Annotated in this window: 17 protein-coding genes; 3 read left to right on the forward strand and 14 right to left on the reverse strand. The window is 40.7% G+C overall.

The window, feature by feature from the left end:
- The 6 genes from AAGF08_RS18780 to AAGF08_RS18805 all read right to left on the reverse strand — a co-directional run.
- A partial coding sequence (locus tag AAGF08_RS18780; protein ID WP_343512929.1) for a hypothetical protein occupies positions 1–1,629 on the reverse strand: 1,629 nt, incomplete at its 3' end.
- Between the two features lie 11 nt (positions 1,630–1,640).
- On the reverse strand, positions 1,641–3,008 hold the full coding sequence (locus AAGF08_RS18785; RefSeq protein ID WP_343512930.1) for a toll/interleukin-1 receptor domain-containing protein: 1,368 nt from the start codon (positions 3,006–3,008) through the stop codon (positions 1,641–1,643).
- Between the two features lie 305 nt (positions 3,009–3,313).
- Positions 3,314–3,979 carry a DUF2461 domain-containing protein gene (locus AAGF08_RS18790; protein WP_343512932.1) on the reverse strand — a complete coding sequence of 222 codons (666 nt, stop codon included), beginning with the start codon at positions 3,977–3,979 and terminating at the stop codon, positions 3,314–3,316.
- A gap of 65 nt (positions 3,980–4,044) precedes the next feature.
- Positions 4,045–5,352: a dienelactone hydrolase family protein gene (locus tag AAGF08_RS18795; protein ID WP_343512934.1), complete on the reverse strand. Its 1,308-nt coding sequence runs from the start codon at positions 5,350–5,352 to the stop codon at positions 4,045–4,047.
- Positions 5,353–5,479: 127 nt separating this feature from the next.
- Positions 5,480–7,153 (reverse strand): D-aminoacylase, encoded by a 1,674-nt coding sequence (locus AAGF08_RS18800; protein ID WP_343512935.1) that lies wholly within the window; start codon positions 7,151–7,153, stop codon positions 5,480–5,482.
- Between the two features lie 206 nt (positions 7,154–7,359).
- Complete coding sequence (locus tag AAGF08_RS18805) at positions 7,360–8,295, reverse strand: FAD-dependent oxidoreductase (RefSeq protein WP_343512936.1); 936 nt, start codon at positions 8,293–8,295, stop codon at positions 7,360–7,362.
- 330 nt (positions 8,296–8,625) lie between these two features.
- Between AAGF08_RS18805 and AAGF08_RS18810 the strand changes: the two genes are divergently transcribed.
- The gene (locus AAGF08_RS18810) at positions 8,626–10,020 is read left to right on the forward strand and encodes a peptide MFS transporter (protein WP_343512937.1); all 1,395 of its coding nucleotides are present in this window, start codon (positions 8,626–8,628) and stop codon (positions 10,018–10,020) included.
- A 19-nt stretch (positions 10,021–10,039) separates the two neighbouring features.
- On the opposite strand, the gene AAGF08_RS18815 is transcribed toward AAGF08_RS18810, so the two are convergent.
- A complete protein-coding gene (locus tag AAGF08_RS18815) occupies positions 10,040–11,047 on the reverse strand; it encodes a metallophosphoesterase (protein WP_343512938.1) in 1,008 nt (335 codons plus the stop codon).
- Between the two features lie 201 nt (positions 11,048–11,248).
- Here AAGF08_RS18815 and AAGF08_RS18820 point away from each other — a divergent pair, with 201 nt between their 5' ends.
- A complete protein-coding gene (locus tag AAGF08_RS18820; RefSeq protein ID WP_343512939.1) occupies positions 11,249–12,019 on the forward strand; it encodes a cytochrome b/b6 domain-containing protein in 771 nt (256 codons plus the stop codon).
- Positions 12,016–12,756, forward strand: coding sequence for a molybdopterin-dependent oxidoreductase (locus AAGF08_RS18825; RefSeq protein ID WP_343512940.1), 741 nt, complete (start codon positions 12,016–12,018; stop codon positions 12,754–12,756). The genes AAGF08_RS18820 and AAGF08_RS18825 overlap by 4 nt, the downstream gene beginning before the upstream one ends.
- Positions 12,757–12,814: 58 nt before the next feature.
- Here AAGF08_RS18825 and AAGF08_RS18830 read toward each other — a convergent pair whose 3' ends face one another.
- The 7 genes from AAGF08_RS18830 to AAGF08_RS18860 all read right to left on the reverse strand — a co-directional run bounded on the left by AAGF08_RS18830 (position 12,815) and on the right by AAGF08_RS18860 (position 23,254).
- On the reverse strand, positions 12,815–12,952 hold the full coding sequence (locus AAGF08_RS18830) for a hypothetical protein (protein WP_343512941.1): 138 nt from the start codon (positions 12,950–12,952) through the stop codon (positions 12,815–12,817).
- Positions 12,953–13,030: 78 nt separating this feature from the next.
- Positions 13,031–14,524: an amidohydrolase family protein gene (locus tag AAGF08_RS18835; protein WP_343512942.1), complete on the reverse strand. Its 1,494-nt coding sequence runs from the start codon at positions 14,522–14,524 to the stop codon at positions 13,031–13,033.
- Positions 14,525–14,570: 46 nt separating this feature from the next.
- Complete coding sequence (locus tag AAGF08_RS18840; protein ID WP_343512943.1) at positions 14,571–16,439, reverse strand: PQQ-binding-like beta-propeller repeat protein; 1,869 nt, start codon at positions 16,437–16,439, stop codon at positions 14,571–14,573.
- Positions 16,440–16,809: 370 nt separating this feature from the next.
- Positions 16,810–18,936, reverse strand: a complete 2,127-nt coding sequence (locus AAGF08_RS18845) for a PQQ-dependent dehydrogenase, methanol/ethanol family (RefSeq protein WP_343512944.1) — start codon at positions 18,934–18,936, stop codon at positions 16,810–16,812.
- A gap of 308 nt (positions 18,937–19,244) precedes the next feature.
- Positions 19,245–20,672 (reverse strand): amidohydrolase family protein, encoded by a 1,428-nt coding sequence (locus AAGF08_RS18850; RefSeq protein WP_343512946.1) that lies wholly within the window; start codon positions 20,670–20,672, stop codon positions 19,245–19,247.
- Positions 20,673–20,864: 192 nt separating this feature from the next.
- On the reverse strand, positions 20,865–21,689 hold the full coding sequence (locus AAGF08_RS18855; RefSeq protein WP_343512947.1) for an amidohydrolase family protein: 825 nt from the start codon (positions 21,687–21,689) through the stop codon (positions 20,865–20,867).
- 137 nt (positions 21,690–21,826) lie between these two features.
- Positions 21,827–23,254 carry a M20 family peptidase gene (locus tag AAGF08_RS18860; protein WP_343512948.1) on the reverse strand — a complete coding sequence of 476 codons (1,428 nt, stop codon included), beginning with the start codon at positions 23,252–23,254 and terminating at the stop codon, positions 21,827–21,829.
- Positions 23,255–23,291 lie beyond the last annotated feature (37 nt).

The following is a 23,291-nucleotide window of genomic DNA, read 5'->3' on the forward strand; positions in this document are numbered from 1 at the left end:
GAATTTTTCAGTTTGTATTGGGCTGTCCAAATAATATGCTTGCCCCATTAGGGACAAAATAGGGGTGGGTGGGAGGGGATTAGCTTCCAGGGCTGTAGTATAGGCATATTCGGCTACTCTTAAGGCTTCGGTTTTCATCCCCTTTGCCAATAAATCTCTTGCAGTGGAAGTTAACGACAATGCTTTGGAGGTTTTAGCTTGTTTCTCAGCTTTATCTGTTTGATTAAATGCATAAAAAATAGCAGCAATAGCTATGAGTAATCCGACAACAGCCACGCCTAATAGTACTCTTGTTTTCCTTAGCCTATTTTGGATTTTAAGTTTTTCAGCGCGTTCCAGTTCAGTTTGTTTTTTTGCTTCTTCCTGGGCCTCCCTTTCCCTTCTGATCTGAGCCGTTTTTTGAATGGGAGCTACCAAGGTATCGTGACTTAATTCGTAGCTGGTTCCTCCGACTGTATTCGGCTCCGAGCGGAGTAAGCGTTTATCGACTAAGGTTTTTAGGAGTTTCTCAGGAATTTGGTGTTCTGTAGTGATTACAGTCTCTGGTAGCGGAACCCGGTTCCCTCCTATGATTAATTTATCCTCAATCAGTATCCGGGCTTTATGTTGGGATTCTTCCGGTAGACTACCAATTATGGTATTGTAATGCTCTTCGAAGATATCTTCAGGTTTACCCAGCTCGGCGGCATTAATTTCTAGCTGCGTGGAATTGGGGTTTTCTTGATGCTTTTGAATTATTTTTTCCTCCGCATGCTGACAGATCAATTGAAGTTGGAAGGTTTCGATTCGCTTTTTTTCTTTGTCTATCAGGCTTTTCAGAATAAGGTCTTGGGCATCCTTGGTAAAGGAGAATTTTGGAGAAGCAAAATCCCCGTCTTTTTCGGCCGGTTCCAGGAGTGCTTCCCTTGCCTGGGTCTCGTTTAAAGGTTGAAGTTCATAAGTTTTTTTAAATATTGCAGGAATGGAATCTTTTAACTGGTTGAGCAGACTGATCCGGTCGCTACGCAGGGAAAAAACCACTTTAAGATTGAGTGGCTCCAATAAAAGGTCTGTTTCATCTTTGGTGAAGTAGTCCCGTGTAGCAGCAATTTTCTGTTTAAATAAGCTTCGTACCGCAGGGATAAGATTTGGGTTGAGTAAGGTTGCCAGCTCGCTTGCAAAGGCTTTTATCTCAGTTGGAGAATAATTAAAGAGTTCTTCAAATTGATCGAAAATTAGAACTAATGCAGGAGCTTCTTTATGGGAAAGCTGGATAGACTTTGCATAGTACCAGAGTTTTGCTGAGGTATCATGAGGCAGTTCAGCTGGGATATTAAATTTTGAGCTTAAAAAGGTGTTATTCTCGTCTGTGGTTTTGAGATGATAATTCAGTAATTCGACAGGGTTTCGCTTCGGGTCATTGAGTCGAATGTTGAGTGTTTGGAAATTCTCTACTTCCTTAAGTCTTGGGATTACCCCGGCATTGAGCAAAGAGGATTTCCCATAACCTGATTTACTGAAAAGAACGGTCATCTTTTCAAGAACAATAAGTTCTGTCAGCTTCTCTATATCATGGTTTCGACCGAAAAATAAGTTGCGATCATCTTCTTGAAAGGGTCTGGTGCCGGGATATCTGTATTGCTTTTCCATTGGATTTCTTGCTAGATCTTTTCTTTGAGTGCTTTGATGATTCCAGCAAACTCTGATTTCAGATGCTCTTCCGGAGATAATGAGTTGATGTCTTTTAGTATCCTCATCAATTCACCCAAGTTGTCTACTACCCGCTTAAACAACTTGTATTCCTCTCCAATAACAGCGATGGCATCGCCTCCATTTTCTTTTATTTTTTGATCCAGTTTATTTTTCTCTCCATTCCAAAACTCCTGATAGGACAAAAGAGATTCCGTGTCGTAAATCTTTGCATCTGAAAGTACAATCGGGATAATTCTCGATTCGAAGTCCTTGTTTTGATAGATTTCCAAAAGCTCGTACATGCAATAATGGGACTTCAAATACTTTTCGCTGATCACCACAACAATTCCTTTTCCTTTTCCTATTTGATCCATAAAAAAACTGATCCGTTCCTGATAGGCCAGATCACGCTTATCTCTGATGAGTTTGAGACTGTTTTTTTCTAAAACTTCATCTAGTTTATTGACAATCTCTTCGCTTTCTCCTCCCCAGGCATAGGAAACAAAAATTTCTGGTTTAGAGATAATAAGGCCTTTCTCGACAGCTTGATTGTGGATCTCTGAAATGATTTCCTCAGCAGAACTACTTCCAAAGAATGCCACTTTAAACTCCTCAGAATAAAAGCTTTTATAATTTTCCTGAGTTATATCATGAGAGTGTAACAGCTTATTCTCGTTTATTTTAATCAGTCTGAGCAGCAATTTGAAATACCATTTATCAAAATTGAATCCAATAAATAATACCGAAGTAGCCCGTCTAAGTTCGCTTTTGATGTTTAGCTCATAATCACCGATAATACTGAAGAGATAGTCAAATAAATTATCAAAAGTCAATATGATAGAATTAATCTTTGAGTAGTCTCCAAAAATATTGTAAATCAGTGTTTTATTTTTTCTGGTATACTCAGGTTGCGCTTCTTCTTTTCGGTAATATTCGTAATCAAATGGAATATTTTTTTCTTCAAAGGCTTTATTAAGGGTCCTGTCCTGAGCGGTGTTGATGATAGTTGTGAATGGGACCTCTGCAATTTTTTTATAGAGTTCATTGGGTTCTAATTGATTATAAAATTCCGCGATATCATCTTCAATCGCAACAATAGGAAGGGAGTTGTCAAACTTAAACATCTCATCTTCTGGATAATATTTTACCTGATCTCCATGTGCGTCATGAAGAAATTTGAAAAGCTTACTATTGATGCTCTCTCCGTTTTCATAGAGCAGCTCAGGACCTAAAATCACCAGACATTTTTCTTCGGAGATTTTTTTAACAATACGGGATATAGATTCTTTTTCCACTAAAATTTTTGAGAGGTTTTCTACAGAAAGTAGGATTGACAAAAAATCAATTTAATAAAACAGTTTTTAATAGGCTTAAAGAGGAAGCTGGCTTAACCTTTATTTATCCTATTCAACTCAATATAATTCAATTAAACGGATAAATCAATCCTAATAATTTAGTGATAAAACGGGTGAGCAATAAATTGCATCAATTTTTCTTGTCGGATGTCATTTCGACCTAAGGGAGCTCGCCTACCTAAGGGAGCTTGCCTACCGCAGGTGGGAAATCTCTGCCTACCATTAAATTTGAAAAATGACTTTTTCCGTATACCGATTTTATAACTTCAAAAGAATGGGATGAGTAATTACTGAAATAACGACTCTCCATTTGTATCGGTCGTGAGCACTTCACTCATATAATCAAAAAATGGGCGCATCGCCAAAAAGGTCCGAATGACTTCTTTCTGAAAATCATCTGAGAAAACTTCCACATCAGTAAATTTCCTTTTTACTACAAATTGCTTTTTCTTGATCAAATCAATCGCGGGATGATCTTTATCAAAGCCTTTTGGAGCATTTTTCACCCCTTCTTCTCCTTGCAGTTCCCCGAAGTAATTCAGGAAAGTTTTATCAGAAGTTATGCTAGTAATTCCCGAAGAATCCATTTCAAATTCCTGACGAATTCGAAGTAAATCTTCTTTATTGGGTGCCCAAAATCCTCCTCCGACAAAACTGGTATCAGGTCCTAATTGAATGTAATATCCACCTCTCAGCATGGGTTTGAGCCGAGCGTATCCCGCTCCAAAATTGCTTTTATAAGGTGTTTTATCTTTTGAAAATCGAATGTCCCGGTTTATCCTCGAAATATGAACTTTAGTTAAACGATCGTGTTTTTGGAGCTCTGAGTAGATCTGATTGAAAAACTGCTTGTTCTCTTCCTTAATCAAATCATACTCGGATTTGTGCTCGTGAAACCATTCTCGATTGTTATTTTTTTTAAGCTTTTTGAGAAACTCAAAACCTCTTCTCATGATACATTGTATGGTTGCCGGTCAACTAATCAAATTGCTTTTTCAAAATTAGGAAATGGGATTTACTAGTTGTTAGCGTCTTGATGCTCCATTTCCAACCCAATAGTTGTTCTAGGTTTGAATCCCGGCCATTCTTTGGCTTCAGGGTCTGCATTCACATCCAGGTATTTCTGATAACTGTCATCGCCCTTTAGATATTTTCCCAAGAATGCAGTTACAAAGTGTTGGTTGATATTATTCATTCTTCTTGAATCCCAAACGGAATCTGCATATCTCAAGTACTCATCGATATTCAAATCGGGATTTAGAGATTCTTTAGGTGCAGGATTTGGAGCCACATTATGTCTTGCATCGATAAAAGTGAGCAAATATCTATCTGAGTTAATTGCACCTTCATAAATAGCCTTGGTACCATCTTCATACCCAGAAATATCATCCTTGCTACCAGCGATGAATAAGGAAGGGATTTTGATGCCGGCTAGGCCTTCTGCATTCCATACGCCCCGTTGCATTCCCCAGGGAGCGAAGGCTACAATGACTTTGATTCTTGGGTCTATGGATGCCTCGAATTCCGGATTGCCAATGGTCCTCTTTAATAAAGCATTACTTCCTCCGGTCATCCCTCCGAAGAGTTGCGCTGCCTGGGGACTGTATCCACCCCCTGCTACATTGACCGCTCCATATCCACCCATAGAATAGCCGATTAAGGCAGTATTATCTGCATCTACCAGCCCATTTAAAAAGGAACTATCATCCTGACTTAATTTAGCTATTTCATTGAGCACAAAGAGATCATCCAACGAACGGTTTAACAAAGTGCTTTGAAAACCTGCCGCATCTCGAAAAGTTGCTTCTGTATGATCGATAGCTACCACAACATACCCTTTGGAAGCCAAGTTTTCGGTCAGATAGGTCATTAAATATCGGGATCCTGTATAGCCATGTGAGACGATCACCAAAGGATAAGAGTACCCTCCATCAAGAGGATTTGCATTTCTTGTTGCTCTGCCTAAAAATGTAAAGGGAATAATTGGTCTGGTTGGGGAACCGTTCTGCCCCATTACTTCATCGTAAGAAATTAATTCAGTAGCTGCTGCAATAGTTTCAGCAGGGTACCAGATTTCAACTTTTAAAGGTCGATTGTAAAGTGAATCTCCGCCTTTTCCATAGTTGAGAATATCCAGCTGATTTTCATTGATGAAATCTAAAGTTCTTACGCCGACAGAAAATTCACCCCTTGGAGCTAATTCCGGAGCATCCGGTAAAAGGTCACCGTAAACAAATGGCTTGGTGGACTGACCAAGGCTTATTGAGAAAGTGCTAAGAATTAAAGCGAAAGAGAGAAGTGATATAAATAACGATCTGGTTTTCATTATGGGTTTATAGTTAATTCTGGATTTTTGATGAAGTTATTCTCTAAAAATCAACTTTAGTAGTTTTTTTTATGAGAGGATTTCCTTCTTTATAATTTACTCTTAAAAATAGCTCCTTTTGATAACCTTACTCTTTATATCCTGGCCCTTTCACTACCTGTCCCGGTAAAGCCCCTGTATGCTCTCCATCTTTGAGGACTTGACTTCCGTTAACAAAAACATGAACCATCCCTGTGGCGTACTGCATAGGTTCCTCAAAAGTCGCATGGTCTTGAATTTCATTCGGATCAAAGATCGCCAGATCTGCAAAAAAGCCTTCTTTCAAAGCACCACGCTTTTTAATTTTGAGATTTGTGGCGGGTAAGGTGGTCAATTTATAAATGGCTTCTTCTAAAGGAATTACTTTTTCATCTCTAACGTATTTACCCAGCAACCTGGAAAAATTTCCAAAGGCTCTAGGATGATAACTTGACTTGAGAAATACTCCTTCTATCGAGTAGGAGCCAGCATCTGATCCAAAACTCATATAGGGAAGCGCAATTTGTTTTTTCACATTTATTTCAGACATCAAAAAATAGATGGTGCCTACTCTGCTTCCATCCTGAACTACTAAATCCATGGCGGTCTCTTCCGGTGACAAACCTCTTATGCCAGCGACTTCAGCCAAGGTCTTTCCGGTGAGATATTTCAAGCTATCATTTTTAAATCCTACCAAAATAATTTTTTCAGGACCTTCCACTGCTTGCATCAGGCTTTCCCATTCATTGGTGGGAGTAGTCATTTCTTTTAAGACTCGCTTCCTGATGGCTGGGTCCTGAAGGCGTTCCGCCCATTTTTCGTAACCACCTTCCTGTACCCATGGAGGCATAGAAGCATCCAAACCTGTAGCTCCTGCGATATAGTTATACATATCGGTTGTGATTTCCAGACCGGCGGCTCTGGCAGAATCGATCTTTGCGACTACTGCATCGTATTTATCCCAATTGGCCTGTCCACTCATTTTGAGATGGTATACCTCCGCACGGATATCGGCCTCATCTGCAATCCGGATCAATTCATCCAAACTTTCCAGCAGTCTACCTCCTTCACTACGCATATGGGAAATGTACATGCCGTCGTATTCAGAAGCTACTTTACATAATTCGATCAGTTCCTCAGTGCTTGCATAGAAAGCAGGTGCATAAATCAAAGAAGAACCAACTCCCAAAGCACCTTCTTCCATGGCCTGTCGAACCAAGTTTTTCATGGCTCTTAATTCTTCCGGAGTGGGTGCACGATCTTCATACCCAAGTTCATGGATTCTGACTGTTGTGGCTCCAATAAAGGAAGCAACATTGGTAGAAATACCTTTATCAACCAAAAAATCAAGGTATTCACTCAGCGAAGTCCAGTTGATTGGGTATTTAATATCCCCTTGCATGCTCAACTCCTCTTTTTTCATTTCCTCATTCAGAGGTCCCATTGAAGTGCCTTCTCCAAAAACCTCTAACGTCACTCCTTGACGAATATCACTTTGGGAACGTCCATCTTCGATAAGGGACTCTACTGCCCAACTCAGCATATTGATAAATCCAGGAGCAACCACAAGACCAGTGGCGTCGATTTCTATTTCTCCTTTAGCGCCTGCCAGATTTCCTATTGCAGCTATCGTGTCCGAATTGATTCCCACATCTCCTACATAAGAGGTAGTACCTGATCCGTCGACAATCTGTCCATTTTTGATGAGAACATCATATTTTTCTGGGGAGGAGCATGCAATGAATAGTAAGATAGCTGCTAATAAGGAAAAGGTTGATTTCATGATTCTAGGTTGTGGTTGTAAAAAGTGGAAATAAGGTGACAAAACATCTTCAATATTGAGTTATTTAATCTAGGTTGATTGAAAAAGAGTGGCCAACTCCAAAGCACAGCCCCAGCCCTCCGCCTCACATTGGTCTGTGTCTCCGCAGACCACTACCACTTCCTTTTAAATCCTTCCTCATTGAACTGTGTCTTTACAGACCATAATTAACCCCCTTTTAAAAGATCAGCAAGTTCCAAAGCACAACCCCAAGCTACCGTATATCCTGCGCCTCCATGGCCGTAATTGTGGAAAACGTTTTTGAATTCTGGGTCATACTCAAATCGAACAGCTGTCCTTTTTGGTCGTAACCCTACCAATTCTTCCAGAATTTTAGGTTCTTCTTTTATTCCTGAATCTTTTGCCCGGTTCAGGATTAGCTTCGTGTCATCAGGGTTTACCTCTTGGCTCCAGTCATTTTCATAATCTGTACCTCCAATAACCGTATCCGTACTGCGATTAATGATGTATCGCAAAGCACCTTTCTTCGTAGGGTCTGCAAAAGATACAGAGTCCATTTTTTCACAGCGAAGGATTTGCCCCCGAATCGGGTAAAGTTCATCATCTTGACAAAGTTCTTTGGCTCCAAGTCCGGTACAATTCACTACTAGGTTATCCAAATCAGCCATTTCTTCCAAAGAGGCAATAAACCCTATTTCAAATTTACCTCCATTAGAAATAAATTGATTGAATAAATAGGGTAAATAAAGCCTAGGTTCTATTAATGGAACCTCTGCATATAATGCTTGATCCATTCCTTTTGGTAACTCCGCTTTCGTTGCTTCTCGTACTTTCCCTTTCGGTAATTGTTCCTTCCAATCTGTATTTGAATCTGTGGTATAGGCATTGATAAATGGAATAACTGATACTCCCGAAGGGGAAGCTAGATCTTTCAAATACCGGGTATAGGACTGGGTTGCCCAAATATTGGTTTTTTCTTTTGGTGCTATTTCAAATGGAAACCAGATGGCGCCAACTTTATGGGAAAGAGTGTTTGCGAATTTTTCTTTGGCGATAAGCTTGACCTGAAACCCTGCTTCTTGAAGGCTTCTTGCCGAAGTCAAACCAATAATCCCGGAACCTACGACAGTGACTGATTTCATTAAGGTGTTTTTTATTATATAAAAGTTTTCATTGAAGAGGAACGGTAGAAGTTTTATATCAAGAATAATTCTTCTTCTCAATTACCAAAATGAAATCAAATTAATCTCAAGGAATAAAATTTTGCTAATTGACTAAATTAATTTCATTATTTTTTTTGTTAAAAATAAGCCAATTAAGTGAAGGGGAAATAACCAGAAGGTAGGTTTCAAAGAGAATAAAATCAGAATATGATTTTTAGGTTCAAACATTTCCTTTTTGAATGTATTTCTGGTAAAAAGTACTTAATTCATTTTAAATGCTACTTTTACCAAGCTGTCGATAAAATTGAAATGAATGAAAATCAGGGTGAATCTTTAGAAGGTACCAGTAAGACTGCTTTCACCACGGAGCAGAATTTTTTTGGCCATCCCAAAGGTCTTTTCTACCTGGCTTTCACGGAGGCTTGGGAACGATTTTCATTTTATGGAATGACAGCTTTGTTGGTGCTTTACATGGTCAATCAGTTGTTATTACCTGGTCATGTCGAGCATATTGCTGGTTTTGAAGGCTTCCGAAATCTTATTGAGTCCATAACTGGGCCACTTTCAACCCTTGCGATAGCTTCTCTGATCTTTGGTTTGTATTCTGGCTTTGTTTATTTTACTCCGGTTTTTGGAGGACTAATTGCAGATCGCTGGACAGGTCAAAGAAATGCTGTAGTGATTGGAGCTCTATTGATGACTGCAGGCCATATCGTTATGGCTTTTGATCAGACCTTTCTACTGGCCTTATTACTTTTGATTATCGGATCTGGTTTTCTAAAAGGAAATATTGCAGCACAGGTAGGTGCTTTATATCCTGCTGATGATGAAGTTCGGCGAACTCGAGGCTTTGTCATCTTCAGCACAGCTATAAATATTGGTGCCATCTTCGGTCCGTTATTATGCGGCTATCTTGCCCAAGCCTATGGCTGGCACTATGGCTTTGGAATCGCTGGCGTTTTTATGGTAATTGGTTTGTTGACATATCTTTATGGCTATCGATACCTTCCTGCAAAAGTCGCTCATTCTAATCTCGATAAATCCAGTTTGTCTTCTGAAGAAAAAAGAAAGGTTATAGCATCCCTTGTGGTTATTATTATAACCATTTTCCAATCGGCAAGCTATTATCAACTTTTTAATGTTTTTAAAATATGGATTCAGGAAAATGTTGATTTGAGCGTAGGTGGTTTTAATATTCCCGTTCCATGGTTTCAGTCAGTAGATTCTATTGCTTCTGTTTTAGCCGTTCCGCTGCTTTTTATAATATGGAAATGGCAGGCTTCCCGAGGGGGCGAACCTAATGAATTACAAAAAATTGGAACTGGGGCGTGGATCGCGGTGGCCAGTCATTTTGCACTTTTGCTTGGTATTTTCTTCGCAGGCGATGGACAGATACATCTGATTTGGCCAGTCCTTTGCGCATTTGGAATGGGCATAGGTTTTATGTATCAGATGCCAACCTTATTGGCTATTGTTTCTCGGGGAGCTCCAGCTCGGTTCAACTCCACTATGATGGGAATTATTTATATCTCTGTTTTTGTCGCAAATCTTGCGGTAGGATGGCTTGGAGGGATTTATGAAAGCATGAGCCCAGCAGAGTTCTGGTTAATGCATGCTGCGATTGCGGCTGTAGGAGGCGTTTTAATCTTGCTTTTTGGGAAAAAGCTGAATGCTATACTATCTGCTAAAATCACTCAGGCCTAGCTTAAGATTAGTAACTTACTTAGAAATCTTTTCTAGCTTGGTTTAAACTATCATAAACCACAGCCACCGAACCGGTTTCATCCAATATTCCTTCCATTTTCAGAGTGGTGATTACAGGTTCTTTATCCATTCTGACTAAGGTGACTTCATCAAATGCCATTGAGTCTGCTGGATTTTGACTGCCTCCGGTAGTTCCTAGCATGATGTAATCTCTTCCTTGTCTTTTGCGATGCGAATAGGAGTGGAAATGTCCATTGAAAACGGTGTATGGACGATCTACCAAAAGTGCTTCCAACCGTTCCAAGCCTTTATTGTCCTCATGCATCCAGAGGGGCTTATGCATCAAAAGAAAGGTCCATTTTACATTGGGATATTTATCAAGGACAGCTTTGTAATATTCAAATTGATCATCACTCATTCCTCCTATGCTTCGTTCCTCCATCTTATAATATTCTGATTCTTGGTAGACTCCCTCAATCTCTCCATCTAGAATTTTTAGTGCTTCAGCTCTGGCTTCATAGATTTCTTTCATTCGCTGTTCTTCATAATCCTCAGAGTCGAGCATCAAAAAGAGGACGTTTTCATAGACAAAATGATAATAACGACGCCCAAATCTATTTTCAAAAAACTTTCGCATCACTGGATTGGTGAGGTCATGATTTCCTCCCAAATGGAAAAATGGCATATTCAAATTGGAAGTTCTTCCATCAAAGGAATCCCATTCTTTTGCAAGTTGAAGTGTGTCTTCTGTACCGCCCTCAATCAGGTCACCAACGCTTAGCACAAATGTTGGATCCAGACGATTCAACTGCCCAACAGCTGTTCCATAGATATTTGGACGCTCGCCTCCGGTAAGGTCTGAAATAATGGCAAAGGTGAAATCATCTTCTTCCAGTTCAAAAGTATCGCTGGTCCAGGGGCTAGGTCCACTGGTAATATCATGCTCGAAAGTTGGCTTATGCTCAGTAGGTGCTGCGCAACCAAGTGCAATGAAGCATAGTATAGGGAGATAATGTAAGACTTTCATGAGGATGGTTTTTTAGTATTTTATTGATCCAACTCCACATCCCTAATCTAGCCATATTCTTATTCAAAAAACTGGATGCCCTTTTCGATTTTCATAAAGTAACTAGATAAAATCAACTTGGAATTGTATTATTCTGCTGATAAAATTAAATAGTATATTTATTTTCAATAGTTTAGAGCAAAGCCAATTCATTTTTATTTTATGGAATCTCAGCCTTCAAACATATCTGAAAACGAAAAGCATCAGCCTTGGGTGAAGACTTCACATTGGATTATCACACTTAGTTTTTTGTTGTTGGTTTTTACCGGGATTGAAATTCTTATGGTTCATCCGCGTCTTTATTGGGGCGAAGTTGGTAATGAATTGACTCCAGCATTTCTAGAATTACCAATCAGCAGAAATCATAATCGAACTGATTGGGAGGCTGAAGTCCCATTCTTTGACTCCAAAGATTCACCAATAAGCGCAGGAAGAAGAGGAGAGGAAGAAATGTTTAATCAAAATGGATGGGGTAGGAGCCTTCACTTCTTAGCTGCTTGGTTTCTGGTGGTGACGGGTTTGGTGTATATAATTCTCGGCTTGTTTACAGGCCATTTTCAAAAGCATATTTGGCCAAAGATCAGGGAACTATCACCAGCACAGCTATTTCGTGATATCAGAGAGCATCTAAAAATTAAAATTGCCCCACCTACGGGAGGTCCGCAATATGGCGTTTTGCAAAAGATCGCTTACATGAGTATTATCTTTATTTCGCTTCCAATGGCGATTATTACGGGATTCACCATGTCTCCTGCGATCACTGCCGCATTTCCATTTCTTTTGGAAATATTTGGAGGCTATCAGACTGCCAGAACGATCCATTTCTTCACTTCCATAGGATTGGAGATTTTTCTAATTATGCACATTTCCATGATTGTCTTATCAGGATTTAAACAACAAGTACGATACATGACCATAGGAAAACAGCCATGAAGAAGAAAATTATAACTCGACGTGCGGCAATAACCACAGGAGTGGCGGCGCTGGGAGCTTTACTTATTCCTGGTTGTAAGCAGCCCATGCCTCCCAATTATGGAAATATCCTCCGAATGGGAGATAATTTTACCTATGCGGCACATAGAGCTTTACTTCCAGGGCAATCTTTGGCCAAAGAATATAACTTCAGCGATATTTCTTCTATGCCTGCTACGGGCACTATTAATCCTGCGGATACTTCTAAAGAGTATTTTAGTGAAAGTTATGATCAACTGTTGCGCAACGGTTTTGAAAATTGGAGCCTTCCTGTGGAGGGACTTGTAGCTCGTCCTGCTAGCTATTCTTTAAAGAAGCTCAAGACTTTTGCAGCTAGAACTCAAATCACCAGGCATACTTGTGAAGAAGGTTGGACTGCAATTGCGGAATGGACCGGATTGCCACTCGGCACTTTGCTTGAGCATGCAGGGATTTCACCGAAAGCGCGTTGGGTGAATTTTTATTCCTTTGATGGTTGGTTGGATTGCATTGATTTAATCGATGCTTTTCATCCCCAAACTATATTAGCTTATGGCATGAATGGGAAAAATCTTAGTATTCCCCATGGAGCCCCGCTTCGATTGAGATTAGAGAAACAAATTGGTTTTAAAAGTATGAAGTATCTGGAGCGAATTGTTGTTTCTGAAGAATATATCGATCCAGGAGATATCGGTTGGGCTTGGTATAATGGAATTTGAGGAAACAAAGCCCATACTCTGTAAAGAAGTCATCCTTTTCTTTATAAGATGACACCTTTTAAAAGCAATGGATAGTCCAGTTGTTGATCCCATTTACTGGTAAAGATTTGTAATCAGGAAAGTCGAGGTTTTGAGCAATTGCTCCAGTGGTGAGGATACATGTATTTAAAAGTATTGATAGAATTAGTGCTTTCATTTTTATCGAATTATTCTCCTTATCAGAATTAGCTTATTAATCTTTAATGAATTTTAAGGCTCGTTGATTTTCACATGCTTACTTCTTAAACTTGCCAAAAACTGGATTTCCCGGAAAAACATTTGAAACCGTCTCACCATTTCTCAAGACAAAAGTCCCGTTGACCAGCACATATTCTATTCCTTCGGAAAAGGCTAAGCCTTCTTCAAAAGTTGCTTTGTCAATGATTGTATTAGGATTAAAGATCGTGATATCTGCATCGGTCCCGACTTGGATTCTTCCTTTAAAGCGCATCATTGGGGATAAGTCTTCCATGCGTTTGGCAGGTAGAAAAGTCATTTTTGCGATTGCAGTTGGCAAGTCAATGACTTTTTCTTCCCGTACATATTTTCCTAAAACTTTGGAAAAAGTACCCGCAGTACGTGGATGGGCAAGCTTGGAGTAGTCAGAACCGTCCGAAGCGATCATCACCCCAGGAGCTGCTATACCGGTTTTGATCCATTCGGATTTCATCAGGTGGACAATTACTGCACCGCCTGTTTTTTGGTAGGCTTCAAAAGTCTCTTTGGTTAATCTTTCCCCTGTGGCTACCCATTGTAAGTCTCCATAACTGATTCCCAATCGATCCTGCCACCCCTCATTAAAAATGGCACTGGCCAAGCCAGTCGAAGCAGCAGTATAAGGATATAATTCTGTGCTAATATCAAATCCTTTATCCTGAGCGGTTTGCACCATCTGTATCGATAAGCCGATTTGATCCAGAGATACGCTGTTAATATGGACGATATGTAAGGGAGCTCCGGTAAGTATGGCATCCGCTATGACCTCTTGAACGGAATTGACATTTGGGATGCGCACGTGAGTATATACCAGCGCATCTAATTCCCCAGCCAATTTAAATACCCGATACATTTCTTCTGCCTTGGTTTGAGGAAGGTATCCAATGGGAACACCTATTCCCAAACCTCCAGCTTCGAGAGAAGCCTTGATATTTTTATGCGTTTTTTCTTCTTCTTGAGGATTCAGTTGCTCGGTAAAGGAAAGCGGAAAAAGTGAATTCAATTTCTCGACGCTGGATTCCCAGTTTTCCGATTGCTCTATAGCGGTCTGAACAGCCTGCTGATATTTTTCCATGGACTTAAATCGCTCAAATGGCCAATTCACGCTAGCTCCATAATGGATCAAAGCTTTTGATTTTCTGGATTCGTACCACATGCCAAGATTCTCGACACCCCATTCCAAGTCCAGTGCAGTGGTAACTCCATCATGCAGCTGGTATTCTTGCTCCACATTGGTCCGACCATGTACATGCAGATCTATAAATCCCGGTGCTACCACAAGGCCGCTGACATCGATGACTTCCTTTCCCTGTAAAGGTTCCGAACTGATTTGAGCAATTCGATTTTGGATAATCCCTACATTGCGGACGGCATCCAGCTTGGTTTCGGGGTCTATCACTCGGCCACCGGCTAAAACAATGTCATACTGAACGTTGTCTTGTGCTAATGTCGCTTGGCTAAGTTGAAGAGATAGGAAAAAGCTGAAAAAAAGGCTAAGAAATTTGGAGGTCATAGATTGTATTTTGGTAAAAAAGAACTGATAGATATCACTGGTTTAATTATTCACTTTTCACTTTGAAGGCCAGCAACACATTCCCCGGCATTTCTCCAAACATGGCATAGCCGGAATTGACGTAAACCATACCATCTGCCACCACAGGAGATGGACCATCAATCGATCCGCCTCTGCCTTTTTGCCCATTTACAGTTTCATATTCTCTGACGGTGTCATATTCCCATAAGACGGTTCCATCTATAGTGGAATAAGCCCTTACAAATCCATTGAGGTCGCCTTCGAAAACGATTCCCGGAATGACGGTCGGTGCGGCAGAGTTAGATTGCTGACAGTTTTCACGGGTTGCCTGGTCACAGGGTGGAGGGGATACACTCCAGACTTTCTCGCCGGTTTGCAGGTTGAGCGCGTAGATTCCAGGTGATGGAGCTATAGTCTCATCGCTCGGATCCAAAGCATAAACATTATCAGAATTGGCGGCATAGACCAACTCCCCGTCAGTTGCCATGCCCCAATGGATGCCACCTAATGCTCCGCCTTTTCCAATTCGGGTTTGCCAAATCACTTTTCCGCTTTCAGGAAGAAGGGCATGGACGACTCCTGATTTTTGCCCTACTACCAGAATGTCTCTTTCATTTATTTGGTCATAGACCAGAATAGGAGCCATTCCGAAATCCACATCAGGGCCAGTTGGCGTAGGACAGTTAGGATTATCAGGACAACCCATATTCCAAGTGTCATTTTTGGAGGCCTGCCAATTCCATTTTAATTCTCCCGTTTTCAGATCCAGCGCCTGAATTGCGTCACTGGTGTTGGTAGCTGGAGCGGTATAGTTTTCACCGGTTCCAATGAATAACAAACCTCTTTTTGCATCCACGGTAGGACTTGCCCAAACAGGAGCGCCGGAAGGACCATAAATTGAGCCTCCATTTTCCTTTTTCCCGGAAATCTTGGCTTCCTCAGCGATTACTTTATGTTTCCATATTTCAACCCCGGTATTAGCATCCAATGCGGTCACTCCACCTGATGAGTTACAGCATTCATAGTTCGGATCTTGAGTTGAGACTATTTCGAAGGAAGTAATAGGGATGTAAACGATACCATCATGCACCACCACTGAACCAGTGACCGAAGATAACGGGTGTTGACCAGCTCTTTTCTTCCAGTTTAATTCCCCAGTTCGGATATCGACGGAATAGGTATTGGTCGCATAGTCGGCAAAGTATGCGGTAAGATTTTCATCCTCGGCGGTATAGGTAATTGCTCCCCGGATTGCAGCATCAGCCTGAAACATCCATCCGATTTGACCGGAATGACGATTCAATGCATAGACTTCTCCGAACTGACTTCCTACGATCAACCAATTTCCAATTATGGCAGGTTTGCTTCGAACTATTGTGGCGTTTGGAAAGGCAAAACTCCATTGCAGCTCCAAAGATGAAACGTTTTCAGGTGTGATTCCCGCTTGGGCAACTGATCGAAAGCCTGTGCCTTCCATATCTCCACCCCAACCTGAATAATTGAATTCCGATTGGATATCCTCCTCCGAAATGGAGAAAGCAGTGTAGGCAGATTCTGGAATAACTGTTTTTATTAATTTTTGATTGGTGAGGTATTGGACCACTGCTTCCCGTTCTTCTAGGCTCAATTGCTCTGCCTGCACTCGCATTTTTCCCATGTTCAGGGCGGCCAGGATTGCATGAGGAGACATGCCCGATAATAAACCTTTGGCAGGAGCAAGGTTCGTGTTACCTTCTGTATGGCAAGCAACGCAAACGGTCGTATAGGTTTCTTCTCCGAGTTTTAATACCTCATCAGAAACAGTGAGTTCTGCCGTAATACCATTTTCTACTGGTTTTTGACAAGAAGTGATCAGCAAAAAAATCAGGATTATAAAAGTTGAAAATTTTGACATAGTACTAGGATTAAAGGGAGCTTAAAAAAAACAAATGTTAAGATGCCTCTCCAATATAAACGATTGATTTAAAGAAAAAAAGCTATAAAGAAGAAGGTGTCGGCAAAAGGAAGTCTTGAAAAAGTCCAAAAAATAAATAGGGCTTCCTCTGATTGAAATTCCTCAGAAACTTGATTAGACTAACACATCCCGATTGGTAATTCGGATTTAAACCTTCAGATTGTTGAGGTCTAAGCTTAAGTCTTTTTGGTTCATGCGTTAGCTTTTTAAGAAGGAGTTTTTTCATCGATGTAACGAAATGGTTACTTTCTTGGCCTAATTTTTTTTAGTCGCTTTATCTCTGTTTGTATAGCTTCTTTTAATTCAGCTATTACTTCGAAGCCTCCATTTGAGCTTTTACCGCATCAGCGGTACCTTGGATGAAAGCTTGAATTTTTGTGACCTCGCTTTCTGTCAATTTTTCTGAAAAATTGGGCATCCCAAGTTCCTTCAAAGCGTCTGTCAAAACATAGTTTTTTAGATTTTCAATCTTGTCTTTAGAGGAGAATCCTAGATTTGGAATATTTCCTCCCTTACCTAAGACGGGGACTCCATGACAAATCACACAATGTGTAATATAGAGTTTAGTACCCAGTCCAATATCTTGAGGATCATAGGCCACACCGCTCAGAATAGTTGAGGCTTCCTTTAATTCAAGCTCAGGCATCTGAGTTTTTCCATTGAGTGCGAACGTGTAAACTCTACCTTGATTTTGGTATTCGCTAAAGTTCGTAGATACGCCAATACTCCCTCCCCAACCGGCGGCTATACTTACAAGCTGCTGCCCATCTACTTCATAGGTGATCGGAGCAGCTATGACTCCCGTTCCGACTTGGACTTCCCATAACTTCTCACCTGTACGGGCATCATAAGCGACAAATCTGCCTTCAGAATTACCTTGAAAAACCAGATTTCCAGCGGTGCTCAACGTACCTCCATTCCAGGGGGTAGCATGCTCTACTTTCCATGCCACTTCGTTTTTTACAGGATCCCATGCCAATAAATGACCAAATGTCGGTGATTTTTTAGGAGTTGCTGAAGATAGGACGCCAGTATTCCAGCCTGTTCCGGAGGCAAAAGCTCCTGACTCGGTTGAATTGGCGACCCAATTCGGGTCATCTTCTATTACAATTGGGATACCTTGTGCAGGAATATAAACTAGCCCTGTTGTGGGGTTATAGGCCATCGGGTGCCAATTATGAGCTCCATGTGGTCCTGGGATAGCCTCATAAGAGCCACTTTTATAGTCCGCTTCAGAGATTTCTATCGGCCGCCCTTTTTCATCATATCCACTTGCCCAATTGACGTCCACAAAATTCTGGGCAGAAATAAACTCTCCATTTGTTCGATCGATCACAAAGAAAAATCCATTTTTTGGGGCTTGCATAATTACCTTTCTTTCAGATCCATCGATTTCAAGATCAGCCAATATCAGTGATTGTGTCGCAGTATAATCCCAATGATCTCCAGGGGTTCCCTGATAGTGCCATTTGTAACTTCCATCATCCGGATCCAAAGCAACTATTGAAGAAAGGAATAGATTATCGCCTCCTCCAGGTGAGCGAAGTCTTCTATTCCAGGGCGAGCCATTTCCAACCCCAACATACATCAAGTTTAGGTCGGGATCATAGGCCATGGCGTCCCACATGGTACCTCCACCGCCAAACTCCCAGTATTTTCCACTTGGATCCCAGGTTTCAGCTGCCATCTCTAATTCTGGTTGCTCAAACGGCAGATTCGGGTTTCCTGGTACTGAATACCAGCGCCAAGCTTGTTCCCCAGTTTCTGCATCATAGGCTGTGATAAAGCCCCTCACTCCATATTCTGCGCCACCATTCCCAATAATCACTTTACCTTTGAACACCCGTGGGGCTCCAGTAATAGTGTAATTTTTTGTTGTATCCAAGGTGACTTGTTCCCATATTTTGGTTCCTGTAGCTGCATCAATTGAAATCAGGCGCCCATCAAGCGAAGCAACGAAAACTTTACCTTGGTATAGTGCGACGCCCCGATTGACCACATCGCAACATGCCTTTACTCCAGTCTCGCGCGGCACTTTTGGATCATAGGTCCAGAGTTGTTTTCCTGTCCTCGTGTCGATGGCATGGACGATACTCCATGGAGCTGTGACATACATTATTCCATCAACTACAACTGGTGTGGCTTCCACTCCCCGGATGGAATTTAAATCGTAAGACCACTTTAGGCCGAGCTTTCCAATATTTTCGGTGGTAATTTCCTCCAGTTGACTGAAGCGATCTTCGGAATAATTTTGCCCATAACTCAACCAGTTTTTTGAATCATTTTTAGCATTGACTAAAGCCAGATCATTTACAGTATTAGTCACTGCAGAGATGTGATCAGTAGTCCCTTTTATGGAGGAGTTATCTTTTTTACATGAGTTGCACGCGATCAGTATGATGAAAAATGGAAGAAAGATTTTGAGTGATTTTTTCATAAGTTCCGAGAGGTTCTTGATTAAAAAAAAATTGAAGATAAATTCATGTTAATTGGAGTTGTCTTTAATATAAAAATACTCCAACAAATTTTTTATTAGCCTATGTTACTGGCTAATTGTACTGCGTAACCTACTCAATATCATAAATAAACATCTCTTTAACAATACTCAGAACAAGGTATTTAATTTTCAAAAAAGCCCGAATGAAATGTTCGGGCAGTTAGTTGGATAGAGATGATTCAAAGATCAATTCTATTAGAAAATTCCCAGACTCTCTAGGATCCTTTGATATTAGGTGATCTCCTTGTTTACTCTTTGCCAGGAATCTTCTCAAAAGGCTCTTTCACTGGTCTTAAAAATCCGCTTTTCATAACATGAGTAATTGATCTCATATTTGAAATATCATCAGAAGGGTCATCAGTCAAAATGATTAGATCGGCCATTTTTCCATTTTCAAGCGTTCCAAAATCATTGGCTCTTTCCATTGCGAGTGCGCCATTTTTGGTTGCCATTTGGATAATGTCTTTTGTAGGAATCCCTGCCTTTTGCATCGCTTCCATTTCATCATAAACAGATATTCCATGCAGCGTACCAGGATTTCCTGCGTCAGAAGAAAGTGCGATAGTGATGCCTTCGTCATAAACACGCTTTAGGTTTTCCGACGTGATTTTTTCTCTGCCAGCAATCATTTGGTCAGTTCGCTCTGTGAAAAAAACCTCCACATTATCTGGGAAATATTGTAAAAAGCGACTCGATGACTTGAGTAAATTTCTGGTCCTTTCATCTATGACATTATTTGGGTCATTAATTTCAAATCCCGTTTTCAACGATCTGTAGGCAGTGATATAACCACCAAAAACTACTAAGGTGGGGCAATAAATAATATCCAATTCTTTGGCTAAGCTGATAAATTCTTCATCAATCGGTTGATCACCTACACTGTGAGCCAGGATTTTTGCGCCAAAAAGAAGTGCTTGTTTAGCTTGTTCAAGGGTGACTGCATCCACTATCATTTTTTTGTTCCTAGCGGCAATTTCATTTTTGACTGCAATCATACTGTTCATGAATACGGTATCATCAAGATATATTTCATGGATTTTGATTCCCGTAGCCCCTAAACTATCATTCAATCTTACCGCTTCTATGCCAATTTCAGAGGAGGTGATACTTATGAATTGACTATCTGTAGGAGTTCTGCTGTAGGTTGTTTTATTAATTGAAGGGGGAGTGAGGAGTAAACCGGCCGCAGCTACATGTGGGGCATTGGGATTATTTTCAGCGGATCTTTGCAAGTCTAATGTCCAGGCAAAGCCACCTAAATCGTAAACAGCAGTGACCCCTGATCTCAAATAGGCTTCATAGTATCGCTCTGGGTGGTTTTTTTGCTGTTCTTGAACCTTAACAAAATCTATTGAATCCCTGATGTCTAGCGTACCCGGCCTTGCGTCAAAAAATCCGGTTTGTGAGAAATGCACATGTGCATCCACAATTCCCGGCGTAATGTATTTTCCTTTGACATCAATTAATTCTGCATTTTCTGGAATGCTGGTTTCATTGCCGCCAATTGCAGTTATGATTCCTTCTTGGATAATGATGACTCCATCTTCAATAACTTCACCATTTCCGATAAAAATTTTAGCACCTGTTAAAACGGTAGATGGAATAGTATCTTGCTTGGATGTGCAACTTAGAATAAGAATAAATATGCCGAGGAGCAGTTGAATTTTTTTCACCATAATTTCTTAGTGCTGATAAGGGTTAACTTGTTTGTTATACACTCCGCACCAATACTTCTTGTTGAGCTACGGTTTTATATTTCTTCAGGAAGGTACACTTTCCAAATTGAAAATCACTCGATTATAATTATACCGTACTTTATTTCATGAAAAAATGCTATTAATTCGCTTTGGTTTAGGTAAGGATTTAAGTCACTTCAGGTTTTTAAGATCAATTTTAAATAGCTCGGCGGCATTTTTCCATAAGATCAATTCTTTTTTCTCTTGAGTCAAATCCAATTGATTGACAAATTTCAAATAGGAATCCATATTAGAAATCGGCCAATCGGTTCCATAAAGAAGGTAATTTGGATTTCCTGCATAAGTGATCATTTGTTCGATTTCTTGCTTCATAAATCGCTCAAATTTCTCGGAAAAGGCACCTAAGACCAACCCCGAGATATCTGCATAGACATTTTTATTTTTGTATACCACTTCCATGCAGTCTTTGATCCAAGGATTTCCAAGATGACAAATGACGATTTTTAGGTTGGGATAGTCTACTGCTAAATCATCGATCTGAAGAGGATGAGAATATTTCACTCGACCAGTAGGAGCATAGGTGTCTCCTGAGTGAAACATTACCGGCACATCATATTCAATTGCCATCTCATACCAGACTTTCAACCGGCTATCATTTGGATAAAATGGTTCATATCCCGGATAAAATTTCAATCCTTTGATCAACCCTTGACCTAGGTATTCACCAATCTGTCGAATGTCCCAATGGTTATAATGCAAGAAGCTGATGCCAGCTACAACTCCTAAATTTTTTTGGTGTGAAATAGCCTCTACCACTTTTTGGGTGCTAGGTCGATGTTCGTTGACTTTGTAGGAAGTGAGGACCAGAGAGTAATCCACCTTATTTTCTGTCATGGAATCTGTGAGCAGGGAAAGGCAATCTTCCAGAGATTTTACTTTTTCTTCGTGGTAATTATTGATGTGAGTATGTACATCTATAATCATTTGATTGGTCATTTTTTTGGAATCTGTAAACTAGTTTTCATTTTTAAAGTAACCCTAGATTCCAAGAATAAGTAAAAAAAGGATCAAAACCCCAAAAAAAAGCCCGTCCAAGAATGAACGGGTCTTGAAATAAGAATTGATTTTACTTTTTAGTTAAAGTTTTTTATCAGTTGGTAACTGAACTGCAAGATTTCCTGATAGTTCTCCTTGCTTATTTTTTCATCGATACCATGAAAGCGAGTCATTGACTGCGCATCGAGTCTTATTGGGTAAAAACGATAGACATCTTCAGCGATATCATAAAAATAGCGGGCATCAGTACCCCCACCGACTAAACCCGGGACTACTACAGTTCCAGTGTACAGTCCCCGAATGGTTTTTTCCAATGCCGTATAGGATTCCGAATCTACAGAGGATACGGGAGAAGGATTCGTTAAAAAGCCCACCGTCTCTACGCGTACCTTATCTGAAATGACCGATTCGATATGGGCCTTTACCGACTCGATAGTCTCGCCGGGTAGTATTCGGAAATTGATTGTCGCCTCAGCCACCGTTGGGATGACATTGTTTTTCACTCCACCACCGATAATCGTCGGCGCAGTTGTGGTATGTGCATTTAAGCCTTCTAAGATTTGCTTTTTAAAGAGCCATGGATTGGCAAAAGCTATTTTGGTGAAAAATGGAAGTTCCGGTCCCATATACTCCAACTGGGCATCAATCGGTGGAACTAGCTTATAAGGCAATTGATTGTTTTCCAAGTCTACGATAGCTTGGGCAAGCATACCGATGGTGTTTTCACGAGGAGGAGCAGAGCTATGTCCGCCATTTGTTTCTACGATCAATCTGAAGGAAGCGAAGCCCTTTTCTGCCAAATTGATAATTGCCACTGGGGAGCTTACGCCAGGGATCATACCTTCTGCGATATATCCACCTTCATCAATCGCCATAGCCGCTTGTACGCCTTGGGCCTTTAGGTGAGCAGCGATTTCTGCAGCTCCCTTTCCGCCTCCAACTTCTTCATCATGTCCGGAAGCGATGTAAAGAGTTCTGGTGGGCTGATAATTTTCTGAAAGCAGTTTTTCAACGGCTTCCAAAACAGCGATCAAAGTGCCTTTATCATCCATCGTTCCGCGGCCGATGATATGTGTGTCTGTTACTTTTCCTTCAAAAGGTGCTGCTTCCCAAGCCCCCAAGGTAGGTTGATCCACCGGCACCACATCCTGATGAGACATCATAATCAGTGGTTTTTTGGAAGGATCAGAGCCTTCCCATTTGTAGAGCAGACTGTAGGTGTTAATTTTTTCCAGAGAAAGATTCGCATGTGTCAAAGGAAAAGTTTCTTCCAAAAAGCGATGAAAGCCAAAGAAAGCAGCTGAATCCGGAATGGCGTCTTCACTAAAAGAGATAGTCTGGAAAGTGATGGCTTTAGATAGGTTTTGGTAGACCTGATCCGAAAAAGTTACTTTTTCGATGGGTTCTGCTTCTACTTGTTTGGAAGCGAGCCGAAAGGTATTGAATAGTAAGATGGCGACTACTGCGATGAGCAAAAGAAGCAGGCTTAGGAATATTTTTTTCATGATTGGGATTTTTCTAGCATTCAATTTAATTTAAAAT

Origin of the sequence: Algoriphagus sp. SE2 (genome assembly GCF_039563885.1) — a bacterium.
GTDB lineage: Bacteria > Bacteroidota > Bacteroidia > Cytophagales > Cyclobacteriaceae > Algoriphagus.

Coding starts and splice junctions, on each gene's coding strand:
- AAGF08_RS18800 (WP_343512935.1), bottom strand. CDS start 7,153: ATGAAATCAACCTTTTCCTTATTAGCAGCTATCTTACTATTCATTGCA.
- AAGF08_RS18825 (WP_343512940.1), top strand. CDS start 12,016: ATGAAGAAGAAAATTATAACTCGACGTGCGGCAATAACCACAGGAGTG.
- AAGF08_RS18830 (WP_343512941.1), bottom strand. CDS start 12,952: ATGAAAGCACTAATTCTATCAATACTTTTAAATACATGTATCCTCACC.
- AAGF08_RS18820 (WP_343512939.1), top strand. CDS start 11,249: ATGGAATCTCAGCCTTCAAACATATCTGAAAACGAAAAGCATCAGCCT.
- AAGF08_RS18850 (WP_343512946.1), bottom strand. CDS start 20,672: ATGGTGAAAAAAATTCAACTGCTCCTCGGCATATTTATTCTTATTCTA.
- AAGF08_RS18835 (WP_343512942.1), bottom strand. CDS start 14,524: ATGACCTCCAAATTTCTTAGCCTTTTTTTCAGCTTTTTCCTATCTCTT.
- AAGF08_RS18845 (WP_343512944.1), bottom strand. CDS start 18,936: ATGAAAAAATCACTCAAAATCTTTCTTCCATTTTTCATCATACTGATC.
- AAGF08_RS18840 (WP_343512943.1), bottom strand. CDS start 16,439: ATGTCAAAATTTTCAACTTTTATAATCCTGATTTTTTTGCTGATCACT.
- AAGF08_RS18815 (WP_343512938.1), bottom strand. CDS start 11,047: ATGAAAGTCTTACATTATCTCCCTATACTATGCTTCATTGCACTTGGT.
- AAGF08_RS18855 (WP_343512947.1), bottom strand. CDS start 21,689: ATGACCAATCAAATGATTATAGATGTACATACTCACATCAATAATTAC.
- AAGF08_RS18805 (WP_343512936.1), bottom strand. CDS start 8,295: ATGAAATCAGTCACTGTCGTAGGTTCCGGGATTATTGGTTTGACTTCG.
- AAGF08_RS18795 (WP_343512934.1), bottom strand. CDS start 5,352: ATGAAAACCAGATCGTTATTTATATCACTTCTCTCTTTCGCTTTAATT.
- AAGF08_RS18790 (WP_343512932.1), bottom strand. CDS start 3,979: ATGAGAAGAGGTTTTGAGTTTCTCAAAAAGCTTAAAAAAAATAACAAT.
- AAGF08_RS18810 (WP_343512937.1), top strand. CDS start 8,626: ATGAATGAAAATCAGGGTGAATCTTTAGAAGGTACCAGTAAGACTGCT.
- AAGF08_RS18860 (WP_343512948.1), bottom strand. CDS start 23,254: ATGAAAAAAATATTCCTAAGCCTGCTTCTTTTGCTCATCGCAGTAGTC.